The sequence below is a fragment of the Flavobacterium sp. U410 genome (assembly GCF_053570605.1).
In genome coordinates this window covers 35,605-60,992 of record NZ_JBSEFI010000021.1, presented here as the reverse complement: position 1 = coordinate 60,992, position 25,388 = coordinate 35,605, and the positions used below count along the sequence as shown (strand labels likewise).

Below are 25,388 nucleotides of genomic sequence, written 5' to 3'. Positions count from 1 at the left end.
ATGGTAGTAAGTATTTTTAAAAACTTCAATGAAGTGATAGAGAACCAAAAAATCATTGAGGTATTGAACGACATCAAAACAGGTAAGTATATCAATGTGATTACTTATTTAAGGAAGTCATTGGCAGAAAGCAAAATGGAAGCATACGAAAGGGCAAAGAAATCTTTGCCCGCTTTCACACCTTCCGCATCTTTCAAAGGTGGTAGAAAGTTAGAGTTTGTTACTGCATATACTCAAATCGTAGTATTAGACATTGACAAGCTCACAACGGAGCAACTGGATACAGCAAAGCAATTATCAAAAGAAACGCCTTATACTTTTGCTTCGTTTACCAGCCCATCGGGAAACGGTTTAAAAATCTTTGTTCGTGTCAATTCATCGCAGGAAAATCACAAAGAAGCGTTTATAACACTTCAAAAATTCTATGAAGAATTTTTATCGTTACCCATTGACAAATCAGGCAAAGACGTTACACGTCTTTGCTTCGTGTCTTACGACACCGATTTGTATTTGAATGAAAATGCAACGGTATATCCTGTAATTTCTACGGAAGATTTAACGCCTTACATTGAGCAATCAGAAGAAGTAATACAGGAACACACAACCATTGCAAGCAATGGTTTACCCACAACACAATTCAATAATGATTACTTGACCGTTTACGAACATTGCGTAAGATTTACCGAGAAAAAAGAAAGCTATGTAAATGGTAATAGAAACAACTTTGTACATTTATTGGCTTGCAATCTCAATCGTAAAGGAGTGCCATTGCCTATGGCAATGGGTTATATCCTTTCTGATTACAACTACAATTTACAGGAAGTAACAGCAACCGTAAACAGTGCTTACAACAATACTCACGAACACAACAAAAGCACCTTATCCATTTCGCCAATAGGCGAAATTACTGGGCAATCCAAGAGCATAAAGTCATCTAAAGATGATACAGACGAGGAAGAAGAAAAACCGAGTTTCATTGACCGATTAGAAACCTTTTTAAACTACCGTTATAGCTTCCGCTATAACGTTGTTTCGGGAAAGTTGGAGTACAAGGCTACCAAAGCTACGCTTTGGAAACCTGTAACGGATTTCGTTGAAAACTCAATCCTGCGTGAGATTTTAAAGGCAAAAGTAAAATGCAACATCAATACATTACGCAACCTGTTACGTTCCGATTACTGCGAACAGTTCGACCCATTCAAAGACTATTTTGATAACCTGCCAAACAACGAAGATGAAACGGATTACATCACAGAGCTTGCCAATACTATTACAACAACAAAGCAAGATTTATGGCAGGTATGTTTTAAAAAATGGTTTGTGGCAATGGTGGCTTGCGTAACCAATGATAAAGCAATCAATCAGACCGTAATTGTATTTAGTGGCAAACAAGGTGTAGGAAAAACAACGTGGATAGAAAAGCTCATACCAAAGCCTTTAAAAGATTATATGTTTTCGGGAACAATCAACCCAAACAATAAAGACACTTTAATTCACTTGGCAGAATGTATGCTTATCAATCTGGACGAACTCGAAAACCTGAACCGTACCGAAATCGGAACACTCAAAGAGCTGATAACAAAAACACATATCCGTATGCGTAAAGCATACGGACACAACAACGAAACCCTGCCCCGCAGGGCTTCATTTGCGGGCAGTGTAAACACTGCCCAATTCCTGAACGATACAACAGGCTCACGTAGGTTTTTATGTTTTGAAGTAGAGCATATCGAGTACACCCATAACATTGACATCAATTCGGCTTATGCACAGGCAAGGCAACTCTATAAAGACGGTTTCCGTTATTGGTTCAATCAGGAAGAAATAAAGGAAATCAATTTGAACAACGAACAATACCAAATCAGAAGCCCCGAAGAAGAATTGCTATTGACTTGGTTTGAATTAGCCGACAGAGATACCGCAAACAATTTTCTGAACACCACACAGATAGCCACCAAATTAGCAGAGAGAGCAAAGCTCAATATCACAGACGGTACAGTAATGAAGTTGGGTAAAGCATTGAAGAAACACGGTTATTTGAGGTTATCCAAAAAAAACGGTTATGTGTATGCAGTACGTGAATTAAATTGGGAAGAAGTGGATAATAAAAACCGAGAGAAAGAACCATTACCCGAACCGCCAAAACCACCGGAGCAATCCCAATTTCGGTTTGACAATTCATAGGAGTACAAATTGCATTGCTTTTCGTCTGTTTGAATGGATAAGTAGGATAAGCATTTTTAGGCTAAAACATTTTTCATTTTTTAGCTTTGCTAAAAAACAAGTCAAATTAACCCATTCTAACGCAAACAGAAACCTGCGGTTAACTGTTTTGCGTTCAATCATCCCAATAAATCCTTTTTTGTATTCCTACGGAAAGCAAAAAATAAGTTTTGTGGAAATGAGGTTATCTTACTTACTTTTTTAATTAGGTGCAATTTGGAGCAATAAGGAGAATTAAGTTTTTGATTGCAATAAGGGAATGAATTAGGGGTTTATTGCAAATGAGGACTTAATGAAATGCTGATTTTGAAACAATGAAAATTAATTCTATGAATGGATTAGACGGACTAAAAAAATCAATATCTTTACACCATATGCAATTTTTATGAGTAAAAAAGCAATTAATAGATTGAAAGTAGTGCTTGCAGAGAAGAATGTAAGCAGTAAATGGTTGGCTGAACAGTTGGGTAAAAATGAAGCTACTATATCAAGATGGTGTACAAATGAAGTGCAACCGCCTATTAAGACTTTTGTTAAAATTTCTGAAAAGCTAAACGTAAGACTAACATCTCTATTCAATGACTGATAATACAATTAAAATACCGTTTAAGGTTTCTGCAAGAACCGCAAAGCTAATTGGTTTAGAAAATTTCTCAACCGAAGAAGGTGCGGTCATTGAGTTAGTTAAGAATACCTATGATGCTGATGCGAATAATTGTATTCTGATTTTTGACTTAAAAATCAAAAAAGAAAAAGTCAAGAACGAAGATGGCACTGGCACTGAAATAGATAAGTTTGAAAAGGAAAACAGTAGTATTTATATCATTGATAACGGAATTGGAATGAATGACAATATTATTCAAAACCAATGGATGACAATAGGTACAGATAACAAACTATATGAGCATACAACTGAAAATGGAAGGGTTAAAACTGGTGCTAAAGGTATTGGACGTTTTGCGTTAAACAGATTGGGAATGCTTACAAATATGACTTCTCTCCCGACTTTGTTGGAAGTAATCGATGAAAACAAGAAAGAAGTTGAAGATACTTCCAACACTAAAACGATACCCAACAGCAATAATACAGGTTTTGAATGGACTGTTGATTGGAAGGATTTTGACAAACAAGGAGCTACTGTATCTGATGTTGAGGCTGTTTTGTCAGAAAAGGTAAATTTAAATCTTAAGCAAGAATTTCTGAATAGATTTTCTACATATCCGAAGATTAAGGAAATATTGGAAAAAATTGATTTTAAATCGGGTACCGTAATTGAAATTACCGAACTTAATGATGAATGGAATGAAGAAAAATTACGGAAGTTATTCGGTAATCTGGAAATGTTGCTTCCACCTGAAGAACAGAATGATTTTGGTATAGATTTCTTTTTACTAAATGATTTAGAAGAATTTGGAACTGTAAAGAGAGCCTATTATGACGACTATGATTATAAGTTAAAAGCGACATATGGTCAGGATGGCGATAAAGTACTCAAGGTGCAAATTTCGAGAAATGAACTTGATATAGATGCCTTAGAGAATAGGTATTCCGAGGTTTTTGAGTTTGATATGATGAAAAACACACCGTACAAGCTCGAAGATTTTAAGAAAGAGAAAATTGAATTCGATATTCCAATCGAAAAATTAATATCCGAGAAAGTTGATGAAGACTTATTGGAAAGAGTTGGCAAATTTGACTTTACATTTTATTTCTTGAAAAATACTATTTCGGATGATAAAGAAGATGGAGATGTAAAGAAATACCCATACAAAAGCATCAATAGTGCTAATAGAAAATCTTGGCTGAAAAAGTTTGGAGGAATCAAAATATTCAGAGATGATTTTAGAATTAGGCCTTATGGCGAAAATGGAGATGATTGGCTAAGATTAGGAGAAAGACAAGCCCAAAGTCCGGGAGGTGCTGGTCAAAGACTTGGAGGATATAGAATTAGACCCAATCAAATAGCAGGAACGATTAAAATTTCCAGACTTTATAATACAAGTTTTCAAGATAAATCAGGTCGAGAAGGTTTAATTGAAAATGACGAATTTGATTTGTTCAAAAATATAATAAAGGAAATCATCTCCTTATTTGAAAGGGACAGAAATGTTATAATGTACAATCTTTCCGAATTACACAAGAAAAATAATGAGGAAGCTGAGAAGCTAAGAAGAGCAAAAGAAGAAGCGGAAAGAATTAGGAAACAGAAAGAAGAAAGAGAAGAGAAAAAAGCAGATTCTAAAACTCAGAATGGAGAAAATTCTTCAGAGGGAAATAAAGAATATTCTGAAACAGAGGAGAATATGGCTGATGCTATATTGATTTTAGAAAAAGAAAGTGAAAAGAAAGATGAAGAATTAAGATTATTGAGAAGCCTTGCAAGTGTCGGCCTTATCATTTCTTCTTTTGCACACGAAGTCAGAAGTTTGAGAGCAAGATTGATTCCACGCACAAAATATTTAGTAGATGAACTGAAAAATCACTTAAATGAAGAAGATTTAGCAAAAAGCCTTGATAAAGATGATAACCCATTCTATATGATTGATTTAATGCGTGACGAAGATGTTAAACTGAAACATTGGTTAGATTACTCGTTGAGTACATTAAAAATCGACAAACGAGAAAGGAAAAATCTGGACTTCTCTCAATATTTTGAAAATTTCAAAGCTAATTGGAGTAAGGCTTTAGAGCAAAGAAACATCACTCTTGAATTAAATAAAATAGATGACAATGAGCATATCATTAGAGCATTTGAGGTAAATATGGATTCCATATTCAATAACCTGTTGTCTAATTCAATTAATGCCCACTATGGATATAACAAGGAGCAGAAGAAAATAGAAATCAGTTGGCAGAAAAAAGAGAATGATATTGAGATTATATTTTCTGATAATGGAAAAGGATTGGATAAAAAGTATAAAGATAATCCAGAGGAAATTTTTAATTTAAATGAATCCTCAAAAACAGACAATAAAGGGAATCAAATCGGAACAGGATTAGGTCTTTATATTGTGAAGTCAATAATAGAAGAGTATAATAATTCGTCAATCTCTATTATTAAAATTGAAAACGGATTGACCTTTAAAATAACTTTCAAAATAAGAAAATGAAATACAGGATTGCATATATAGATGAAGATAAAGGTTGGATAAATACCTTTTACCATACTTTTAAGAATGATTTTGATGTAACGAGGATTGAAGTTAATTCAGAGTCTTCTGTTGAGTCTATTTTTGTTAAGTTGCAAGAAAGCAACCTTGATGCAATCGTAACCGATTATTTATTGGAAGAAAATGCAGAAGTGCCGTTCAATGGAAATAAAATAGTTGAAGAAATAAAAAGAATAAGACCGCATTTTCCTATTGTAATGCTTACCTCATATCCAACACAGGCTATAGGGCATACAGATGATGTACATATCATTTATAGTAAAGATATTTTGACCGTAGAAAATGATAAAGACCAAGAGGAACTTGATATTTTCAAAACAAAAATACAGTCTAATATTTCAAATTATTATAGAAAAATAGAGGATACAAACACAAGAATTGAGCAACTGATAGAAAAGAGAAATAATCAGGGATTGAATATTTCTGAGGAAGAGGAACTTACGAAATTGTATATTTTGTTTGACGAACTTAATCCTGACGGGAAAGACTTACCTGCAAACCTAATTCACAGAGATTCTATTTCAAAACTAAATGAGTTTGTAAGTGAAACAAAAGAGATTTTGGAGGAACTTAAAAAACTAAATCAGAAGAAGTAATATGATTCCGTTTAGAAAAGAAACTCCAAGGAGAAGAGATATAAAAACTGTGGTCGCTAAGTATTCCGACCATAGAGATGAATTAAAGAAGGATTACAAATGTCGTTGTGGCTATTGTAATGATGTTGATATTTGGCGTACTGTTTGGTTTGAAGTTGACCACTTTGTGCCACAGAAATATTTGAAAACAATTAAGGATACCGACTATTCAAATCTTGTTTATGCTTGTAGGTCTTGCAATAATTCTAAAAGAGCTAATTGGCCAACAGAAGATGAATTAGTTCATAATAAAAATGATGAGGGATTTATTGACCCTTGTGATGATGAGTATGAAAAACAGTTCGAAAGATTTGATAATGGCAGAATTATTCATCAGACACAATTAGGTAAGTGGATGTATTATAAGCTAAAGCTTCACAAACCACAACACGAAATAATATGGCAGATAGAAGAAACATATAATTTAATAAATGAATGTAAGGAAGTTTTAAAAACAATTGATAGTCCAGTAATTAAAGAACGGCTTTTAGGTCTTTATGAAAAATATGTTGAATACACATTAAAACTTAGCGAAACTTAAAATGAAAAACGCAACAAAATATTTAAGTCAAAAATGTTCTACAAATCCTTGGTTTGTGGATAGGCTTATTATTTCTGCATTTCTATACATAACCAAAATACAAGTAACTAATAATAAGTTGTTGTTAAGTTATTGTATTCAGGAAAATGACGAAGACTTCAAAAACTTAATAGGATTTATAGAAGTAATAAATGATATAGGAGATAATTTAACTATTGAAGATTTAATTGAACTCTTCGAGTTCGTTATCTCACCTTCAGACAGAATTGTAAATGGTGCAATATACACACCTTCAAAAATTAGAGAATACATTGTTGAGCAAACTTTCCGAAATCAAAGAAATAATCTTAACGAAGCCAAAATTGCGGATATTGCCTGCGGTTGCTCGGGATTTTTGTACACCGCTGCCAAAGAACTAAAAAGAAGAACAGGCTATAGTTACCAAGACATTTTCGAAAACCAGATTTTCGGATTAGACATTCAAGCATATTCGGTTACTCGTAGTAAATTATTACTATCATTGTTGGCTTTATCTGAAGGAGAAGATGTAGAAGAATTTCAATTCAATATTCATCAGGGTGATGCTTTACTTTTCAATTGGGAAAACCATATTCAAAACTTTGATGGCTTTCAAATCATAGTCGGAAACCCTCCTTATGTTTCTGCCCGTAACCTTGATGATGACGCTAAAGAAAATGTAAAACTTTGGGAAGTCTGTACAACAGGAAACCCGGATTTGTATATTCCCTTTTTTCAAATTGGTTATGAGAGTCTTGCAGAAAATGGTATTCTTGGCTTTATTACAATGAATACTTTTTTCAAAAGTTTGAATGGTAGAGCATTAAGGAAATATTTTGAAGAACGTAATACGGGAATAAGAATTGTAGATTTTGGTACCAACCAAATTTTTAAATCGAAAAGCACCTATACTTGTATTTGTTTTCTTGAAAATTCAGAACGAAATTATATCGAGTATTATAAATCGGAAAACAAAGAATTACCAACAAATAGAAATCAATACAGCAGAATTAATTATCGAAATCTTGATGCGAAAAATGGTTGGAATTTAAATAACAATGAAATTATTTCCAAACTTGAATCTATAGGAAAACCTTTTGGTGAAAAATATAAAACTCGACACGGTATAGCTACTTTAAGAAACGACCTTTATATTTTTAAACCAATTGCTGAGGATGAAAATTTTTATTACCTCCAAAATGGTATTGTTCATCCAATTGAAAAAGGGATTTGCAAGGACATTTTGAATTCCAACAAACTGAGCAGAGATATAAATTTCGATGAGGTAAAAGAGAAAGTTTTGTTTCCGTATGATGATGAAATTAAGCCTAAAGCTCTTGAAGAAGAGTTATTAAAAGAGCAATATCCTTATGCCTATAAATATCTGAAGAAGAAAAAAGAAGAATTAGCCAAGCGAGATAAAGGTAATGGTAAATATGAAAAATGGTTTGCTTTCGGAAGAACACAATCATTAGAAAAAGTTGCCAATAAATTGTTCTTTCCTAAGTTTTCAGATAGAATTCCAAGTTATCTAATCAGCAATGATGATGATTTGTTATTTTATAACGGACAGGCAATTATTGGACATTCTGAGGAAGAAATGTTATTGGTAAAAAAGATTTTAGAATCACGATTATTTTGGTATTACATCAAAACAACAAGCAAACCTTATTCATCAGCTTATTATTCCTTAAATGGAACATACATTAAAAACTTCGGTATTCCGGATTTTACTGAAGATGATATTGATTTTCTAATTAATGAACCTAATCAGAATATAATTGATGCTTTCTTGGAAGATTATTATGATGTGCAATTAAATGAAGAGTTAGTTCCCGAATCAATTTAAAAGTGTAAAATGGATAAGCAATTAGTTAACGACCTAAAGCAAATAATTGAAGTATTCAACCAATCGTTGGCACAGCATTTACCTGCATTGAATAATGAAGTGAGCAGTTTGATTGAAAGCAAAACCAAAGATTCTACGGAGATAGAACATTGTTTAGACACACTTCTTTCTCTTACCACTCACGGAGTTGGAGATGATTTGTTTATCCAGCTTTTAGAATATTACAAAACGGTTGATGAAGAAGGGGCGATGTTCTATTGGAATGAATATGATGATAAAGAGGGGTAAAATAATCGCTTAATGAATGATATTTCTAACGAACATATAAACACATTCCGCTCCTTATTCAAAGGCAGAGAAGACGTGTTTGCCGTTCGTTGGGAGAAATCAGGCAAGTCGGGATATATGCCTGCCTATCAATACGACCCATATCATTATCGGGTTCATAAAATGAATGGCGGAACTTTTGCAAATTATCCTCATAAAACACATCTGCCATTTACCGATAATGAAATTCAAAAACATTTAAACGGGATTCAGCAAATTGGTGTTTATCCATTATTACAAGACAATACTTCTTGGTTTTTGGTCGCGGATTTTGACAAGCAAAACTGGAAAGAAGAAGCTGTAACTGTTTTGAATGCTTGTAAAGGGAATAATATTCCAGCCTATTTGGAGCGTTCCCGTTCGGGAAATGGCGGACACGTTTGGATATTCTTCGACAAACCTTATCCTGCAATCCGAAGCAGAAAAATTTTCATTTCTATTTTAGAACAATCGGGAGTTTTTTCGATGTTTGATAAAAGTTCGAGCTTTGATAGGTTGTTTCCCAATCAGGATTTTCTTTCGGGAAAAGGGTTAGGCAACCTGATTGCTTTGCCATTTTTCAAACCTGCAATGGAGAATGGAAACAGTTGCTTTATTAACTCTGAAACTTTTGAGCTTTATCCCGACCAATGGCAATTCTTGAATGAAATTGAAAGGGTTTCGATTGGTGTATTAGACAATTTGCATCAGGAAGTTTTAACAACGCAAAATCTGCCAATTCCTAAAAATCATAACGGTAAACTATCCATCACACTCCAACAGAATATCCGTATTCAACGAGATGGATTAACAACACTGCTCATCAATTTCCTGAAAGAAGAATTAAACTTTGCTAATTCGGAATTTTTCATCAAGAAGAAATCGGGTAAAAATACTTTTGGGACAGAACGGTATTTTAAACTCGTGGAAGAAACAGAAAATGAAATCATTATTCCGAGAGGGTTTATCGGTAAACTTTTGCGATTTTGCAAAGAACAAAATCCGGAATTTGATTTTCAAGATAACCGAAAACTTAAAGAAGAAATCTCATATTCGTTCAATGCCAATCTACGAAGTCATCAGGAAAAAATTATTGAAGCGATTTCAAAAAAAGATTTTGGAGTTATCGTTGCTCCGCCCGGTTCGGGTAAAACGATAATGGGATTGAAGATTATTGCAGAGAAAAAACAACCAGCCTTAATCGTTGTGCATCGCAAGCAATTATTAGAACAATGGCAGGAACGTGTTCAGGCATTTCTTGGAATTTCAAAACACGAAATCGGCATCATCGGACAGGGAAAAGTGAAGATTGGAGAGCAGATTACAATTGCAACCATTCAAAGTTTGCCGAAGCAAATAGAACAAATCAACAATCAATTCGGAATTATCTTGGTGGATGAATGTCATCATATTCCTGCTGAAACTTTTCGTAATACGATTGCAAAAGTAGACACATTTTATCTGTACGGATTGACGGCAACTCCGTTCCGAAAATACAATGACGACGAACTGATGTTTGCTTTTCTTGGAGAAATCATTTCAGAAATATCCAGTAATGAAATTGAAAACTTCAAACACGCCCAAATCATTGTAAGGAATACAGATTTGGATGTTCCTTTCAGTTCTAAAACGGATAATTTTGAAACGCTTTCAAAGATTTTGGTTCACGATTCAGAGCGAAACAAGCTCATCCTGAATGACATCGGAAGTGAGCTTTCCAAAGGAAAAAGAATTACCATTATTACAGAAAGAAAAGAACATATTGATACACTTTACCTTTTTCTGAAACAATCTTACGAAGTCATTACGTTAAGCGGAGATGATACTGAAAGCAACAGGAAATCCAAATGGCAAACTTTACAGCAAGGTAATTTTCAGATACTGATTACCACAGGGCAATACTTTGGCGAAGGCTCGGATTTGTCAAATATTAGCTCTCTGTTTTTGGTATATCCGTTTTCTTTTAAGGGTAAACTAATTCAATACATTGGTCGAGTACAACGTTCGGAAATCAATCCGACAATCTATGATTATCGGGACATCAAAATTGATTATCTGAACAAACTGTTTTTAAAACGAAACACCTATTATCGTCAAATAGCCAAACAAGCAAGTTTATTTGATGAACCAACAGAATTCACTACCGAAAGACAAAGTTCGGTTATCGAAAAACAAATCAAAATTGCCATAGACGATTTGGATTTCAGATACGGCAATGTTGGCTTTGAATACATTGATAAAGAAAGTAACCAACGCTTTGATTTTGAAATCGAAAACGAAGAACTCAGACTTGAATTTGAAGTATTGAAACCATATTTCGTCAAGGTTTTAAAATCCAAAACGGTTACGATTGATATTTATTTCGAAATAGAAAACGGAGTGATTTTGTCGCAATTAGCAACATCATCCAACATTGAAAACATCAATAAAGAAATCGTTGAAAGCGTAAAGTTTCCGTTTCTGAACAAGAGTTTTATAGGTCAAATTCCGACTTCAAAACAAAATATGCTGACAACGAATGAATTGCCGAAAAATCAGAATATTTACACCAATGCTGAAAATATTTTAGAAGATTTATTGAAAGGGAAACAATATAAACATTCACAACATATTCAATTTTTGGCTGAAAGACACGAACGAAATGTAATGAAATTACGGTTTGTTTTACAGCCGTTTTCATTCGTCTTTCTGTTGGAAGGAGAACAAAATTACCACATCATTTTAGAAACTTTAGACACCGAAGAAGCAACCTACATTTGGCATACCGACAAAAGCAAATCGGTTTTGATGGAAACTGTTAAACAAATTGATAAGGAACTAAATATCATCCGAGAAAAAGGAAGACAAGCCTATTTAGAAACAAATCCGCAAAATTTTTCAAGAATTGTCCACGATTATTCTGATGACAATAAAGGGTTCACCATTTGGAAAGGGTTATTGGAAGAAAGATTAATTTAACCCACCCAGCCACCGCACAGAAAAAATGCGGCTTTAGCCAGACCCCAACCACACAAAGCCAACGCTTCGTCTGTCTTCTATGGCATTGCCACCGTTTGCAACTGTCATACTTTTTGCGTTGTTTTTTGCCAACGCTCAACACCACATTGCAATCCTCGTTCCTGCGGTTGCAAAGAGCTGTACCAATGCGAAAAAAACAAAGCAAAAAGACACTTCACTCCAACCACCACCACCGTTCCGTTTATGCCAGTATGCAAATCGGTGGAAGCTATGTTTACATAATGTGGCATTATAGTACATTTTCTCCACGCTTATAGACGGCTATGCCAACGCAAAAATGTCCTATAATAACATTATGTAAAATAGCCAATGCCATAGTCCGCTCCCCGAAAAAATATCCCAACGCTCAATGCCAACACTGATATTTTTCGGGAAGCGGAAGCCGTATTTTTTCTTTCCAACGCCCTGCCCACGCTTCTTGCCACGCTCCCCACCACCCATTTCAGCGGAGCAGGGATAAAAAAGGCATCAGGAGTGGTCTGCCAATGTGCTTGTGGCAGGTGCAAACAGCGTTGTTCCATTACATTGCACTTCGCTTGATTTGCACCCGCCTCAGCACCGCACAGCAAGCGTATTGCGTTCCGCATACCCTTGCTTTTCGCCTCCGCTTCTTATTTTGGTATGCCTTTTTATCCCTGCGGATTGTTTGCCCCATTACCCACACTCAAAAGCAAATTTTCGTTTCCCATTGAACTATTCTGACTTGATTTTTTATTGAAATTGAAGTGATGAATAGTTGAACGATTTCTTATTAATAAAAGAAGAATAGGTTATCCGTACCCGGTCAATAAATAAAAAAAAGACAGCAAAGGTAGGCGGCTTGCTGATGCCCACGCTCGAAAAAAAGACAAAAGACTACGGCATAATGAAAAAGGAAAAATTAATTAGAAATTAAAATAATTTTTCCTTTTTCACCCTTCGGGACTTATTCCGTTTCCTTTTGCTTTTTTAGCCACGCCGCCTTTCAAACGGCTTTCTTTTTTCTTTTTTTTCCCTTTTTTTCTTTCTTCTTTTAAAAATATCTCGGCGGAGCAAAATTTTAAAACCGGGATTATGCACTTACCAAAAATTTACACCTACAGTTCGAAAAATCAAAAATCTGATTTTGAATTTTATGCTCTTTCCAAAGGTTTGAACAGCGGAAAACCTTTAGACACGCCTTGCCCGAATTGTTTCGTTATTTCCTGCCGTAATACAGCAGAATTAGACCATTATCGCAGTTTATTGTTTGGTTTGTGGAAAGCAAAAGCCTTTCAATCATTTTTAGTCGGTTCGGTCATTCCGTTTATCCGCATCAGAGATTTTAAAAGCTTTGTTTTTGAACAAATCGAACATTTGAAAACCAAAGAAAAAGAATTTAAGAAAGATGTTCAGCATTTTAAAGCTTTAGAACAAAAGGAGAGAGCAATGTACGAACAACTACTTTTGATTTCAGAACTCAAACGCATCTATATTGCAAGGCATTTGAAAAGGTAGCTGTTTCAGCTACCTTCTTTTGCCGAAACCAATTCCACTAATTAACCGATATTGGCACTTTTTCAGCCATATAAAGCCCATATAAATGCACCGTTCTATAAATTTGATGCAATGAGGTGTAAAAATTAAAAATCCTGCCCAATGGACAGGATGTAGTAATACTGATGAGGTTAAACCAATTACAAATTATGGGTTTTCAGAAACGGAGTTAGTTTCTTTAACTTCCTTTTCTTTATCGTCATCGGTCTGCATCGCAGTTTGTGCGATGGCTGTTGCAATCGTTCCACCCAACATCACGTAACCGGCTACGGTTACAATAGTGGCGGGAATAGCCACCGGAGCGGCTAAGATGGCACCTCCAACAGCGGTCAATGTAATACCAATGGTCCGAATGATTTTAAACCATTTCGGAGTAGGAGCCGAAACTCTTTCGATTAAATTTAAACTGTTATTTTTCATTGTTTGAATGTTTTAAATTGTTTTGTTCGATAATATTGACACGATGCTCCAGATAATCAACTTTTTGATTGAGTAGAGCATAACTGTTCTTGAACTCTGTTTTGATGAGTAAAGCCATTGTTTTGACCTCGGTTAAATCCTTTTCCATCTTCTTGAAATCGGAATGAAGTTGCTTTATAAAATAAGCAACAATGGTCAACAGCATACTCATCACAGAACCAAAAACAACGTTTAAAGTGAATGTATTTTCCATAAATAAAATTTTTGTTCCTATTTTCTTCCCCATTTGGGGAAGGTGGCTGAAAGTCGTATGAGGCTTTTTAAAATTGGAAATTGTTTTCGATGCTGATGCTTTTATCATTGCTTTCAGCAATAGCCAAAAGCTTTGGATAAATCATTTCATAAGCTTCTTTGCTATGTACAATCTGATAATCTCCATCCGCTACATCAAATCCGAAACCGCAAAGCGGACAACCTGCAGTTTGTCTGTAAGTGTTGCCAATGTGGATGTACACAAAACTGAAATTGGGTAATCCGTTTATTTCAATCATTCCTTTATGGATTTTGGGGAACTTCTGCCGATATTCGGCATTTTTACCGCCCCAGGTGTTGAGCCTTAAACTATAAATACCTGCAGGAATAGCGGTTTGATTTTGGATTTTTACCGTTCTGATTTTATCCTCCAACAAATAGCATTGGAAAATATCATTGATATATAATTGGCTGAGTGTACTTTGTTTGCCCTCTGCAACTCTTATAATTTTTGTTTTCATTGATTTTAAATTTTAAAGATGAAATAAAAAAGCCCTCTTTTTTGAAGAAGGCTTTTGATTTTGTTAGCTTAAAAAGCATCTTCAATTCGCAAACAGTTACCTGAGTTGAACGCATAATAATTACTATTGACCTCTTGGAAAAACTCAATTCCGATACACTGAATAACGGTAACATTCGTTCCTAAAGTTGGTGTTCCAGGAAGTTCAGCCGTTAGAGTAGAGCCGACATAAGCCACATTCAAAGGAATGTAAGGTGAATATTCTACAATGCTTAATTCGTTGTTTACCATATCGTCAGGTTCGTAAGTTCCTGTTGTCGCATTGTACACAAAATCCGCAACCACCGCCAAAGCGTTAATCAATCGGAAATGCGTAGATCCAGAAGGTGCCGTAATTAAATCGGTTGGATTAAAAGCAGCAATCGTAAAATCTGCACTTTCCCTACCTGGGGTATGTGTTACGTCATAAGGAGCATTGAAAACACCGCTAAGTGAGAGTTTTTTGTCAAACTCAAAGCCTAACAAATAATTTCTTTGTGTGGAAATTTCCACTTTTCGGTAGCCTCTGGCTTCCGTTCCGTCTTCCAAGTTGATTTTCTTCATTACGGAAGTCAAACGACCTGTAACCTGACTATCTGCCATTTTAGACATCAAAGCGGATAAAGCGGTACGAACCGATTTACCCGCTCTTGCACATCCACCGAACTCGTTCATATTTTCACGGGTACGTTCAAATTCCGGTGCGGTGTTTACCTGTTCTGCGGTTGGTCCGCCAACCATTCCGGCGAAAAATCCTTCCTGACCTTTTATTTTGAAGTGTCGCACATCGCCGATGGTGCCTATATACTTCATAAGTCCTTTTTGTCTTGCCATTTTTTGAAATTTTAAGAGTTAATAAATACTGTGCTGCAGCATTTACAAAGTTCTATCTATCTCATTTTACATGCAATACACAACGTGTTGTAATACAGTGCGATAAAGTGCTAACGCACCGAAAACCATAAAAAGTAAAGGTCAGAACAGCAATCGGAAGAGTAGAACAGGGGGAAAAATGACAGTCGTAACAAAACAAAAAAGCAAGGATTTTTTATATCAAAATCCTTGCTTTTCTATGTGTTGAATTACCTGTTCAAAAGTTGTACTTATGTTGTACTTGGTTGATTTTGAAGTAAGTAATCGTGCTTAAAATCAATGTGTTATAATAAGGCTTTTAATAATACCTTGTTAGCGGTTCGTTGTTCTTCTTTGTGGTTGGTTTGTCTTACCAAGGAATTTCGCCTGTTGTTGGATTGGTTTCTTCGCAAAAGAATTTTCCTGTTGGTCCGTCTTGTCCAATTAAGGCATATTTGACAATTCTTTTCCCTGCGTCCTCTACTGTTCCTGTACCTCGATTACCATTAAAGTCTGTCTTTGTAAAACCTGGACTAACCGCATTTACTTTAAAAAAAGTGTCTTTTAGTTCATAAGCTAATACAACGGTGTACATATTTACGGCTGCTTTCGATGAATGATAAACAGCACCTTTAAAATTGTAATATTTGTAATTTGGGTCAGTTGACAATGTAATTGAGCCTTGACTGGAACTTACATTTACGATTCGTGGTTCGGTAGAATTTTTCATTAAATCTATAAATGCTTGTGTTACTCTTACAACTCCAAAAACGTTGGTTTCGTAAGCATTTCTAAATTGCTCCATAGTTGCCGAAAGTGCTGTTTGAGGTTGCCCACCACTGATGCCTGCATTGTTTACAAGTATGTCTAAGACATTCGTTTTATCGCCAATTTGTTTTCTTGCCTCTTTTACAGATTCTTCATTGGTTACATCTAATGCAATTGCTTCAACGTTGTTGAAACCTGCTTCTTTAAGTGCTGAAACGGCTTTCTGACCGCTTTCTAAATTTCGGCTTCCCAAATACACAAACACATTGTTTTGTAAAAGCTGTTTAGCTACTTCAAAGCCTATGCTTTTGTTTGCTCCTGTTACTAATGCTATCTTCATCTTCTTTTATTTTATGAAATGCAAAAGTCGGTATGCTATTTTTGGATTGGCAGGACTAATCACTCTAAATACTTGACAAATCTTGAATGTCTGATAAATAATTACTCACACTCTTACCTGTTGCCTTTTTGAAAAGCCGTGAAAAATAATCGGGGTCGTTAAAGCCCAATTCGTAAGCCAATTCCTTTACTGAAAGAGTGGAATAGTGAAGTTTGCGTTGTGCTTCCAACATCAGTCGGTTGGTAATAAATTCTTTTGGTGAAACTCCTGAAAACTCTTTTACAATTTTGTAAAGATTATTTGTAGTAACAGAAAGATTGTCTGCAATGGTGTTTACAGAATATTGCTCTGTCAAATGCGTTTCAACAGCAACTTTAAACTCAATGTATTTTTGAATTTTTTTGGACTGTGCATTTTCTTTTGTTACACTTTTGAAATATGCAATGTCAAATTCTGTCAAAACAGAATTGAGATGTGCTAAAATTACGGCTGCATTTTTTTGGTCATTGTTTGAATGCAATAATTGATTTAAGTTTTCAAAAAGTGATTTAACTCTTTGCTTTGAAGCATTGTCAAAAGAAATGATTTGTATGTTTAACGGATTGATTAAAAATGAAAATTGCTGAGGAAGTAATGACAAACAGTTTTCGTCGAAACTCAATTTATAATATTCAAGTCCGTCTTTTCTTTTTGGAAGCGTATGTATTTGATTCGGTAGAACAAAAAGCAATTGTCCATCTGAAACAGTTTGTTCGTGCAGGTCAATCTTGTGCGTTGAAGAACCTTTGTCAATAAAGAGGAAAAAATAAAATCCCGTTCTGTGAGTTTTGAGTAACTTTTCAACTATTTCTTGTGGTAAGTTGGCATCAGCATTTGAACTGACTCTAAGCGTTAGTTTGTCGTGCTGCTTTATGTCGTCTAAAAGTCCTTTTGTTTCTTGCATTTTGTCTGTTCAAAGTTTGTAGGGTGTCGCTTTACAATGACCGCTAACGTCCCAGGGCTTTATGCAGGTGGGGATTTTTATTACTGATGTTTACAAATATACCGAAAAGATTGAAAGGAAAAACCTCACTTCGAAGAAGAAAGTGCAAGCACTGACCTTTACCGATAAATCCTAAAACCCCACTTGCATAAAACCCTTGTTGTACGCAGTCTCTTTAATCACTCCAAGGTATCCTCATTCCAGTACCTTGACAAGCAAAACAAATACCTCCTTGATAGTAATTATATTCAGGAAGAAACCCTGTTCCGCCACATCTTTCACAAGTTTCAGTTAATATTTTCTCTAATAATCATTTGTCAAAATAAATTGGAACCCCTTCTGTTTCATGAACTTTAATATGACAATCTGTACATAATGTTGTTAACGCGTCATCATATTCCCATGGCAACAAGTTCCTTATATAGTCTCTCCTTAAACTACCTATAATTTACTGATTATTAGTATTTTGGGTTTTAAATAGCTCGTTTTTTATTGCAAGAATTTGTATCTTAGAGCTTTAAAACCTTGCAAATATGTTGGGGAAAAATCCAGAAAAGAAGCCAGAATTATTCCGCCCAATGTTGGTGGATTTTATTGACCAGGAGCATGAACTTGTTCTACTTTCAAAAAATAGATTGGAATTATTTTGAGAAAGAATTTTCGTCCTTGTATTCCAAAGTGGGCAATCCGAGCCATCCGATTCGGTTTATGGTGGGTTGTTTGCTACTGAAACATTTGTATAATTTGGGCGATGAGACGTTGGAAAAAGCCTGGATCATGAATCCTGATATGCAGCATTTTTGTGGCAGGGTTTTCTTTGAACACGAATTTCCTTGTGACCCGAGTAATTTTGTTCATTTCCGAAAAAGAATTGGCGAAAAAGGTATCGAAAAAATCTTTGCCTATAGCGTAAGAATGCACGATGCCAAGACGAACACCTCAAATTTTGTTTTGTCCGATACTACCGTTCAGGAGAATAATACCTCTTTTCCTACCGATGCAAAATTGTGCAAAAAAGTGATTGATTATTGCAACAAAATAGCCGGAAATGAAGGCATAAAACAAAGACAACGCTACACAAAAGTCAGCAAACAAATGGTGCGACCTACAACGGAAAACATCCCAAGCGGGCAAAAGCGGCAAGGAAATCTCAAAGACAGCTCAAAACCATCGCCATGAGACTGATTCGTGAATTGCAACGGAATTTTAATGCAGAACAGCAAGAATTTTATAAAGATTTAATGACATTGTACACCAAGGTTGTCACACAAAAAAGAAACGATGCCGATAAAATTTACAGCATTCACAAGCCTTTTACCCGATGTATTGCCAAAGGAAAAGCGCATAGCCAGTATGAATTTGGGAATAAGGTAGGTTTGATAACCACCGCCAACAAAGGCAAGAAAATCATTCTCGGGATTAAAGCATTTTTGCAAACTCCTTACGATGGTCACACTATAGAACCACTTTTGGAACAGATGGAAACCGGTGGTCAAAAGCTCCCAAAAGAACTCCTTTACGATAGAGATGGCAGAGGAAAATCAGAAATAAAAGGCGTGAAAATCTCCATCCCAAGCACTCCAAGAAAAAAAAGACACTGCTTATCAAAAGCAGACAAAGCGAAAAAAATTTAGAACCAGAGCGGCAATAGAACCTATCATCGGACATTTAAAAACCGATTTTAGGCTGGCAAAAAATTACTTCCTGGGAGAAACGGGACCACAAATCAATGCATTACTAGTTGCAACCGCTTGGAACATGAAGAAAATGATGGAACTACTGAAACAGAAAATTATTTTCTTATTTTATAAGATACAAATTATGCTGTTTTCAAATCCTGTTTTTAAATATAAATTAAATAGTGGGTTTTGTTAAGGAACGACTATTTATCAAAAACTAAGTCCTGTCCTTCAAAGCACGCAACGCTGAGGTAATAGAAATCACATCTACCACTTCCTGGAGTCCTGCACCTAGCAAAGCGGGTAATAAGCCAAAAGCGGCAATAAGCATCAATACGGTGCAAACTGCAATACCAATAAACACGGACTGGCGGGCAATCTTCATTGTTTCCCTAGATATGATGACAGTGTCACTTACTTTTTCCAGATTGTCTTTCAAAATCACCACATCCGCAGAATCACTGGCAGCGCTGGATCCTTTGGCTCCCATTGCAATTCCCACATCAGCAACAGTTAAAGATGGCGCATCATTAACGCCATCTCCTACCATTACAATCGGGCGAAATTCATCACTTACATTTTTTAGGATTTTCAGTTTATCTTCCGGCAAACATCCGAAATGCACTTCCGGAATGCCTATTTCTTTAGCTATTGTTTCAGAAATATTTTGTTTATCACCGGTAATCATCATGATTTTACGAATACCCATTTTCATTAATTGAGCAATGGTCTGCCGGGCTTCCGGACGGACTTCATCGGAAAACGTTATTTCTCCGGCATATCTGCCTTCAACCGAAACAAACAAAGAGGTCTGTTCTGATTTTAGCTGAATCTGCTGATCTGTAACAAAATCCAGTTTCCCTACTTTTACCCATTGGTCGTTTACCTTTCCCTCAATGCCTTTTCCTTCAACTTCTTTTAAATCTGTTGCCAGAGGAATATTTTTGGAGCCAATATGTTTCATTACAGACACTGCCAGAACGTGAGAGGATTGCTGTTCCACGCTGGCTACCAAATCTATCAGTTCTTCTTTGGAATAAAGATTTTCAGGTATTATTTCATCAACGGCGAGATCTCCTTTGGTTAAAGTACCTGTTTTATCAAACGCAATGGCTCTCATCTTGTCCAACTTTTCGATGACTGTTCCGGACTTGATCACAACACCATTCCTGCTGGACCTGCTCATTCCTGAAATCAGTGCGATAGGTGCAGCGAGAATGAGCGGACAGGGCGAAGCCACCACTAAAACTTCGGCTATACGATTGGGATCCTTGGTAATCATATAGGAAATTCCGGCTATAAGAAACGCTACAATGGTAAATGGAAGGGCATAGCGGTCTGCCATTCTCACAAAATGTGCGGGCTCTTTTTCAGAATTATGTACCAACTGTACGAGTTGTTGGTACTGGCTGTCTTTGGCAAGTTTGGAAACCTGAATTGTAATGGCTCCCGAACCATTCACCGAACCTGACCATAAGCTGTTTCCTTTTGTTTTGTTGACCGGTTTGGATTCGCCCGTGAGTGAAGATTCGTCCAGCAGCACCTCATCACTCAAAAGAATTCCATCAACAGGAACAGTTTCTTTTGGTTTTACGATGATGATGTCTCCGATTTTTATGTCATCAACAGGAACGTCGTTAAGGTCATTACCTATTTTTTTATGGGCAATCCTCGGCGTGTTATCAAGCAGTGATTTTAAATCTTTCCGGGCTTTTTTCTGGGCATAATCTTCCAGAGAATCACCGCCGGTAATCATAATGAGAATGATAAGTGCTGCCCAGTAATTTCCGACAGCCAATGTTGCGGCAATAGCAGAAATAGCCAAAATATCCACTCCGAAATTCCCGGAGCGAAGAACATCGATCATCCCTTTCAAAAGAATGACTGACATTATAATTCCGGTAACAGTTATTAAAATTTTAGCATAATAAGGCTCTTTCAGGATAAATTCGAGAAAAAGAGCCACCAATGCGATACTGAGAACGATAATAAATTTATTAATGCTTTTCATTGATTTTTTTTTAAAAGTTTAAAGAAAGACCTACACCCAGTGTTTTACTTTGATAATAAGGATAAACAAGAACGGTATTTCCAGATTCATTTTTTGAAAATATTTTGCTTACCTTCGGAAACAACCAATAAGCGGCTTCGGTAGAGAGAATACCGATGCCGGCACCTACCACCACGTCACCTACCCAGTGTTTGTCATTCAAGGTTCTGTAAATGCCGGTAAACAATGCAAAAGGATAACCTGCTAAGCTCAACCAAAAATGATCTTCCTGATATTCCCGAAACATAAACTGTGCAGTTGCAAAAGCAAAAGCGGTATGCCCGGAAGGAAAGGAAAGATTGTTAGAACCATTGGGACGTTCTTCTTTTACCAGATGTTTGATGGGGAGTACAACCGTACTGGAGATCAGAAGCGAGGTTCCCAGAATGATGCTCCGGTCTTTCAGGTTATGCTTCCCCTTGATTCCGGAAAAATTAAGCCCGTAAACTAAAACAGCCGGCACAAACTGGGTATAATTGTCTAGTTTTATATGGTCGGGTTTATGCTCACTGATCTCATATTGTGTCGATTTATTTAATTGCTTCAAATCATCAGAAGTTAAGCTTAGAATTCCGTAACCGATAAGAACCGAAGGAATAATGAGTTTTTTATATCCAAATTGATAGACAGATAAAGAATCTGCAACCGGCTTCTTATCCTCCTGAAAAACAGATTTTTGTGCTTCACTCCATTGGAAAAAGCAAAGCATTGTCAGTAAAATGATTCTTTTCATCGTGCCGAAATTTCTTTATTAATCTGACCTTTCATCGATTTGACCCAGACTTGGATGATAGACTTTTGCTCTGCGGACAATTTCGCGTTGGTGTGAATGAAAGTATAACTACTCAATGGCATTTCACCTGTGTTAACAGTTTTTGCAACTTCATCTAATTTGTGCAGTTTTTTATCTTTCGGATAAGTACTAAATTCATCAAAATTCAAATGTCTTTTCCCGTCATTGATATGATTTGCCAACCACCATTTTACCGGCTGGATCTTGCTGTACCAAGGATAAACGGTATTGTTGGAATGGCAGTCATAGCAACTGGTTTTTAAAATCTGCTGCACGTTGCCGGGAATGCGGTAATGTTTTTCAATAGAACTTTCAGGCAATATTGTTGAGGTATTAAGCTTCACCGTAAAAAATTGAATGCCAATAAACAAAATCAGCAATCCAGATGTTATTTTTTTAAAAAGTTTTGTTTTCATTTTTTTTATTGATTATTTAGTTCTTTCATTTTTCCGCTTTTGAATCTTTCGCTGGCAGACTGATAGTATGAAATTGTTTCATTCACGAGATCCGGATATTTACCCGGTTTTGTTTCTTTCATATTATCATTCTCCTTTTGCCAAATAAACTGATGAACCTGCTTGTGATCGTTCAGCTGTGTAAAAATATTCTGTTTCAGAATGCCCAGTGTCCTGTAATTCCCAATAAAGGCTCTTTCATCCCCAGGTTTTGTCTTATTAATATCTTTTCCGTACAATGCTGTCCGATACTGCCACCCAAAATACCCGAACAGTGTAGGCATCACATCAATCTGAGAGGTCAGTCGGTCTATTTTGTCTCTCTGGTTCATATTGTAAATAATCGCAGGAATATGATGTTTGGAAATATTAATTTCCCATTTTCCGGCACTGCTGGCACAATGATCCGCAACAATAACAAATACTGAGTTTTTAAACCATGATCTTTTTCGTGCCTCTTTAAGAAATTTGCCCAGAGCATAATCTGTATATTTCACTGCACTTTCCCGGCTTCCTTGTTTCATGTCTATTTTGCCATCCGGGAAAGTATATGGCTTGTGGTTGGATGTTGTCATCACAAACTGAAAGAAAGGCGACTTCTTATCTGCCGCATTGTCGGCAAATTTTAGAGACTGGTTATAAATATCTTCATCACAGATACCCCACGCATTTTCAAAAGTAACTTCGTTGTCGGAAATCGGCGTTTCAAATTTCTTAAACCCCAATGCTCTTACATCCATATCCCGCTGGATAAAATGGTTACAGTTAACAATACTTCCTCTATCAAAAACTGTACTTCCTGCAGTCCCCAAATTGATTATAAGATCCGGCTTAGATTTTTGAATGGCTTTTATAAGATGATAAGTCGCTTTAATTTTTCCTACACCAACAAACAATTTATTAAAACTCTCAAATTCTTTTCCGGCTTCTGACTCCAAGGCAAAAACCAAAAGGATGTTGCTGTAAAGCTTTCCGTTAATTGTCATTTTAGGACACAGGTTTTTTCAGAAAGAACAAAGTCAATGTCCGTGCGCCCTGTGCACCGTGTACCAAAACGGCGCTGATGTCTGCAGTTGCAGATGGCCCCATCACAAAACAGCCATAATGCGAAAGTGGAAAATCTACTCTTTTGTAGGCGGTATGCATATTTTCGGTCAAATCTTCCGGATCCAGCAAAACAGCGAGGTGTTGAGATAAATAGCCTAATGAATTGGTAACCAAAGATTTTTCGGTGACCCAGACCATTCCCATCTCTGCCACACCAAACTCTGCACGGAAAACACCCAAATCCACATCATTAAGATCCGCAGGCTTTTGCACGTGTATATCTTTATTCCCTGACCACTCTGGCGTTGCAGAGCAGGTGACCTTAATATCAGGAAGCTTTTTTCGCATAATCTCCTGCGCTTCTTCTACCGATGCGACATCATAAAAATCGACAGCGGCAATTTTGGCGTTAATCTCAAAAAGCGCTTTAAGATCTGTCCCTGGTTTTTTATAATCCGGAATGATTGGATAATCCACTTTTTCGCGGTTAGCAAGATTGCTTCTTACCGAACTCAGTAATTCTTCTTTAGTCATTGTTTTTTCGGTTTTTTTTGTACCAGTCTCTGAAGGTTTCTTTTTTCACGTCAGGCAATTCACGATCTTCTACCCAAGGATCCAAAGTGCTGTTTTCCAATAAAGATTTTGGGAGAATATTCAGCATATTGTAAGTGGTCTTTTCCATCATTTTAAAAGCAGTTGCACTGCCCAGTAATCTGTCGGCAGCAGCAAATGCCAGCCTTCTGCCAAAAGGTGTTTTCTTTTTCTCCATCATCACTTTTCTCCACTCGATAATCTGGTCCGAAATATTAATATGAACGGGGCAGATCTCTGTACACGAGCCGCAAAGCGATGAATGGAAAGGTAATTCTGAATAAGTATCTTCATCAAAAGTAGGATCCAGAATAATCCCAATTGGGCCGGAATAAGTAGCACCATAAGACAATCCGCCACTCCTTCTGTACACCGGGCAGGTATTCATACAGGCACCACAACGGATACATTTGAGAGAATGCCAGAACTTGTCCATAGACAATCGTTTGCTCCTGCCATTATCTGTGAGTACGATGTGCATCTCAGATCCTTCTCTTGGGCCTGAAAAATGAGACGTATATTGTGTCGCCGGCGTCCCTAAAGCACTGCGGGAAAGTAGTCTGATAAAAACACCCAGATCTTCTACCTTCGGCAGGATCTTTTCTATACCAATACTGGCAATATGAAGCGGCGGAATGCTTGCGGTAAGATCGGCATTACCTTCATTAGTACAAACTACAAAAGTACCGGTTTCGGCAACGGCAAAATTGGCGCCTGTCATCCCTGCATCTGCCAACAAAAATTTGGGTCGGGCGTTGTTCCTCATCGCTTCTGCGAGAGAATGCGGATCATCATCGTTAGGATCCGTACCAATTTTATCTGCAAATAGTTTGGCAATATCTTCCGTCGTTTTTTGGATAGCAGGCATTACAATATGACTTGGGCGCTCGTCTGATAGTTGCTGGATTCGCTCACCCAGATCGGTCTCCAGGACATCAATTCCTCTTTCTTCAAGGAAAGGTGTCATCCCGCATTCTTCCTGCAGCATCGATTTGCTTTTGATGATGCGCTTTGCGCCGTGAGAATTCAAAATATTAAAAACAATAGCATTATGTTCATCGGCATCTTTTGCAAAATGAACTGTAATACCGTTTTCCTCGGCTTTTGTTGCAAACTGGTCAATGTAGTGATCCAAATGCGTCAGTGTATGTTCTTTGATTTGCGAAGCCAGATTTCTAAGCTCTTCCCATTCCGGAATCTCAGAGGATACTTTACTACGTTTAATGATAGTATTATAAAGATTTTTATCGTGTTGCGCCTCGTGAATATCATCCTGTTTGATGAATTTTCTCGCATTATCTTCTACGTTTACTTTTCCCATTGTT

Annotated in this window: 24 protein-coding genes and 1 pseudogene; 12 read left to right on the top strand and 13 right to left on the bottom strand. The window is 36.4% G+C overall.

Annotation, left to right across the window (positions count from 1 at the left end; all coding sequences use genetic code 11):
- From ACUSJC_RS13635 to ACUSJC_RS13600, 8 genes are all read left to right on the top strand, one after another.
- Positions 1 to 2,184: a VapE domain-containing protein gene (locus ACUSJC_RS13635; RefSeq protein WP_449270112.1), complete on the top strand. Its 2,184-nt coding sequence runs from the start codon at positions 1 to 3 to the stop codon at positions 2,182 to 2,184.
- A 448-nt stretch (positions 2,185 to 2,632) separates the two neighbouring features.
- The gene (locus ACUSJC_RS13630) at positions 2,633 to 2,809 is read left to right on the top strand and encodes a helix-turn-helix transcriptional regulator (protein ID WP_449270111.1); all 177 of its coding nucleotides are present in this window, start codon (positions 2,633 to 2,635) and stop codon (positions 2,807 to 2,809) included.
- Positions 2,802 to 5,333, top strand: coding sequence for a sensor histidine kinase (locus ACUSJC_RS13625; RefSeq protein WP_449270110.1), 2,532 nt, complete (start codon positions 2,802 to 2,804; stop codon positions 5,331 to 5,333). Before ACUSJC_RS13630 ends, ACUSJC_RS13625 begins: the two co-directional genes overlap by 8 nt.
- Positions 5,330 to 5,989, top strand: coding sequence for a hypothetical protein (locus ACUSJC_RS13620; RefSeq protein ID WP_449270109.1), 660 nt, complete (start codon positions 5,330 to 5,332; stop codon positions 5,987 to 5,989). The genes ACUSJC_RS13625 and ACUSJC_RS13620 overlap by 4 nt, the downstream gene beginning before the upstream one ends.
- Position 5,990: 1 nt before the next feature.
- Complete coding sequence (locus ACUSJC_RS13615; RefSeq protein WP_449270108.1) at positions 5,991 to 6,569, top strand: HNH endonuclease; 579 nt, start codon at positions 5,991 to 5,993, stop codon at positions 6,567 to 6,569.
- 1 nt (position 6,570) lies between these two features.
- Positions 6,571 to 8,436 (top strand): HsdM family class I SAM-dependent methyltransferase, encoded by a 1,866-nt coding sequence (locus ACUSJC_RS13610; RefSeq protein WP_449270107.1) that lies wholly within the window; start codon positions 6,571 to 6,573, stop codon positions 8,434 to 8,436.
- A 9-nt stretch (positions 8,437 to 8,445) separates the two neighbouring features.
- Entirely contained in the window at positions 8,446 to 8,724 is a 279-nt protein-coding gene (locus tag ACUSJC_RS13605; protein ID WP_449270106.1) for a hypothetical protein, read from the top strand.
- Between the two features lie 12 nt (positions 8,725 to 8,736).
- Positions 8,737 to 11,700 (top strand): TOTE conflict system archaeo-eukaryotic primase domain-containing protein, encoded by a 2,964-nt coding sequence (locus ACUSJC_RS13600; protein WP_449270105.1) that lies wholly within the window; start codon positions 8,737 to 8,739, stop codon positions 11,698 to 11,700.
- A 104-nt stretch (positions 11,701 to 11,804) separates the two neighbouring features.
- Here ACUSJC_RS13600 and ACUSJC_RS13595 read toward each other — a convergent pair whose 3' ends face one another.
- Entirely contained in the window at positions 11,805 to 11,990 is a 186-nt protein-coding gene (locus tag ACUSJC_RS13595) for a hypothetical protein (protein ID WP_449270104.1), read from the bottom strand.
- 823 nt (positions 11,991 to 12,813) lie between these two features.
- Between ACUSJC_RS13595 and ACUSJC_RS13590 the strand changes: the two genes are divergently transcribed.
- Positions 12,814 to 13,236 carry a DUF6943 family protein gene (locus ACUSJC_RS13590; RefSeq protein WP_079665711.1) on the top strand — a complete coding sequence of 141 codons (423 nt, stop codon included), beginning with the start codon at positions 12,814 to 12,816 and terminating at the stop codon, positions 13,234 to 13,236.
- Between the two features lie 186 nt (positions 13,237 to 13,422).
- Here ACUSJC_RS13590 and ACUSJC_RS13585 read toward each other — a convergent pair whose 3' ends face one another.
- From ACUSJC_RS13585 to ACUSJC_RS13560, 6 genes are all read right to left on the bottom strand, one after another.
- The gene (locus ACUSJC_RS13585) at positions 13,423 to 13,695 is read right to left on the bottom strand and encodes a hypothetical protein (RefSeq protein ID WP_079665710.1); all 273 of its coding nucleotides are present in this window, start codon (positions 13,693 to 13,695) and stop codon (positions 13,423 to 13,425) included.
- Positions 13,685 to 13,948 carry a hypothetical protein gene (locus ACUSJC_RS13580; protein ID WP_079665945.1) on the bottom strand — a complete coding sequence of 88 codons (264 nt, stop codon included), beginning with the start codon at positions 13,946 to 13,948 and terminating at the stop codon, positions 13,685 to 13,687. Before ACUSJC_RS13580 ends, ACUSJC_RS13585 begins: the two co-directional genes overlap by 11 nt.
- Before the next feature lie 67 nt (positions 13,949 to 14,015).
- Positions 14,016 to 14,468 (bottom strand): DUF5675 family protein, encoded by a 453-nt coding sequence (locus tag ACUSJC_RS13575; RefSeq protein ID WP_079665709.1) that lies wholly within the window; start codon positions 14,466 to 14,468, stop codon positions 14,016 to 14,018.
- 68 nt (positions 14,469 to 14,536) lie between these two features.
- Positions 14,537 to 15,340, bottom strand: a complete 804-nt coding sequence (locus ACUSJC_RS13570) for a hypothetical protein (protein WP_449270103.1) — start codon at positions 15,338 to 15,340, stop codon at positions 14,537 to 14,539.
- A gap of 388 nt (positions 15,341 to 15,728) precedes the next feature.
- On the bottom strand, positions 15,729 to 16,466 hold the full coding sequence (locus tag ACUSJC_RS13565) for an SDR family oxidoreductase (RefSeq protein WP_449270102.1): 738 nt from the start codon (positions 16,464 to 16,466) through the stop codon (positions 15,729 to 15,731).
- A gap of 64 nt (positions 16,467 to 16,530) precedes the next feature.
- Positions 16,531 to 17,409 (bottom strand): AraC family transcriptional regulator, encoded by an 879-nt coding sequence (locus ACUSJC_RS13560; RefSeq protein ID WP_449270101.1) that lies wholly within the window; start codon positions 17,407 to 17,409, stop codon positions 16,531 to 16,533.
- Positions 17,410 to 18,054: 645 nt separating this feature from the next.
- On the opposite strand from ACUSJC_RS13560, the gene ACUSJC_RS13555 reads away from it, so the two are divergent.
- The 3 genes and pseudogenes from ACUSJC_RS13555 to ACUSJC_RS13545 form a co-directional block, all read left to right on the top strand.
- A complete protein-coding gene (locus ACUSJC_RS13555) occupies positions 18,055 to 18,627 on the top strand; it encodes a transposase (protein ID WP_449270100.1) in 573 nt (190 codons plus the stop codon).
- Positions 18,624 to 19,082 (top strand): hypothetical protein, encoded by a 459-nt coding sequence (locus ACUSJC_RS13550; RefSeq protein WP_449270099.1) that lies wholly within the window; start codon positions 18,624 to 18,626, stop codon positions 19,080 to 19,082. The genes ACUSJC_RS13555 and ACUSJC_RS13550 overlap by 4 nt, the downstream gene beginning before the upstream one ends.
- A 1-nt stretch (position 19,083) precedes the next feature.
- Positions 19,084 to 19,323 (top strand): annotated as a pseudogene (locus ACUSJC_RS13545) (hypothetical protein); the annotation flags it as partial.
- 21 nt (positions 19,324 to 19,344) lie between these two features.
- Here the strand turns inward: ACUSJC_RS13545 and ACUSJC_RS13540 are convergent.
- From ACUSJC_RS13540 to ACUSJC_RS13515, 6 genes are read right to left on the bottom strand one after another with little or no spacing between them, the layout of a single operon-like run.
- Positions 19,345 to 21,138 (bottom strand): heavy metal translocating P-type ATPase, encoded by a 1,794-nt coding sequence (locus tag ACUSJC_RS13540; protein WP_449270098.1) that lies wholly within the window; start codon positions 21,136 to 21,138, stop codon positions 19,345 to 19,347.
- Positions 21,139 to 21,148: 10 nt separating this feature from the next.
- Positions 21,149 to 21,886: a phosphatase PAP2 family protein gene (locus tag ACUSJC_RS13535; protein WP_449270097.1), complete on the bottom strand. Its 738-nt coding sequence runs from the start codon at positions 21,884 to 21,886 to the stop codon at positions 21,149 to 21,151.
- 20 nt (positions 21,887 to 21,906) lie between these two features.
- On the bottom strand, positions 21,907 to 22,386 hold the full coding sequence (locus ACUSJC_RS13530) for a heme-binding domain-containing protein (RefSeq protein ID WP_449270096.1): 480 nt from the start codon (positions 22,384 to 22,386) through the stop codon (positions 21,907 to 21,909).
- Between the two features lie 5 nt (positions 22,387 to 22,391).
- Positions 22,392 to 23,411 carry a sulfatase-like hydrolase/transferase gene (locus ACUSJC_RS13525; RefSeq protein ID WP_449270095.1) on the bottom strand — a complete coding sequence of 340 codons (1,020 nt, stop codon included), beginning with the start codon at positions 23,409 to 23,411 and terminating at the stop codon, positions 22,392 to 22,394.
- A gap of 1 nt (position 23,412) precedes the next feature.
- Positions 23,413 to 24,006, bottom strand: a complete 594-nt coding sequence (locus ACUSJC_RS13520) for a LutC/YkgG family protein (RefSeq protein ID WP_449270094.1) — start codon at positions 24,004 to 24,006, stop codon at positions 23,413 to 23,415.
- The gene (locus tag ACUSJC_RS13515) at positions 23,999 to 25,384 is read right to left on the bottom strand and encodes a lactate utilization protein B (protein WP_449270093.1); all 1,386 of its coding nucleotides are present in this window, start codon (positions 25,382 to 25,384) and stop codon (positions 23,999 to 24,001) included. Before ACUSJC_RS13515 ends, ACUSJC_RS13520 begins: the two co-directional genes overlap by 8 nt.
- Between the last annotated feature and the right edge of the window lie 4 nt (positions 25,385 to 25,388).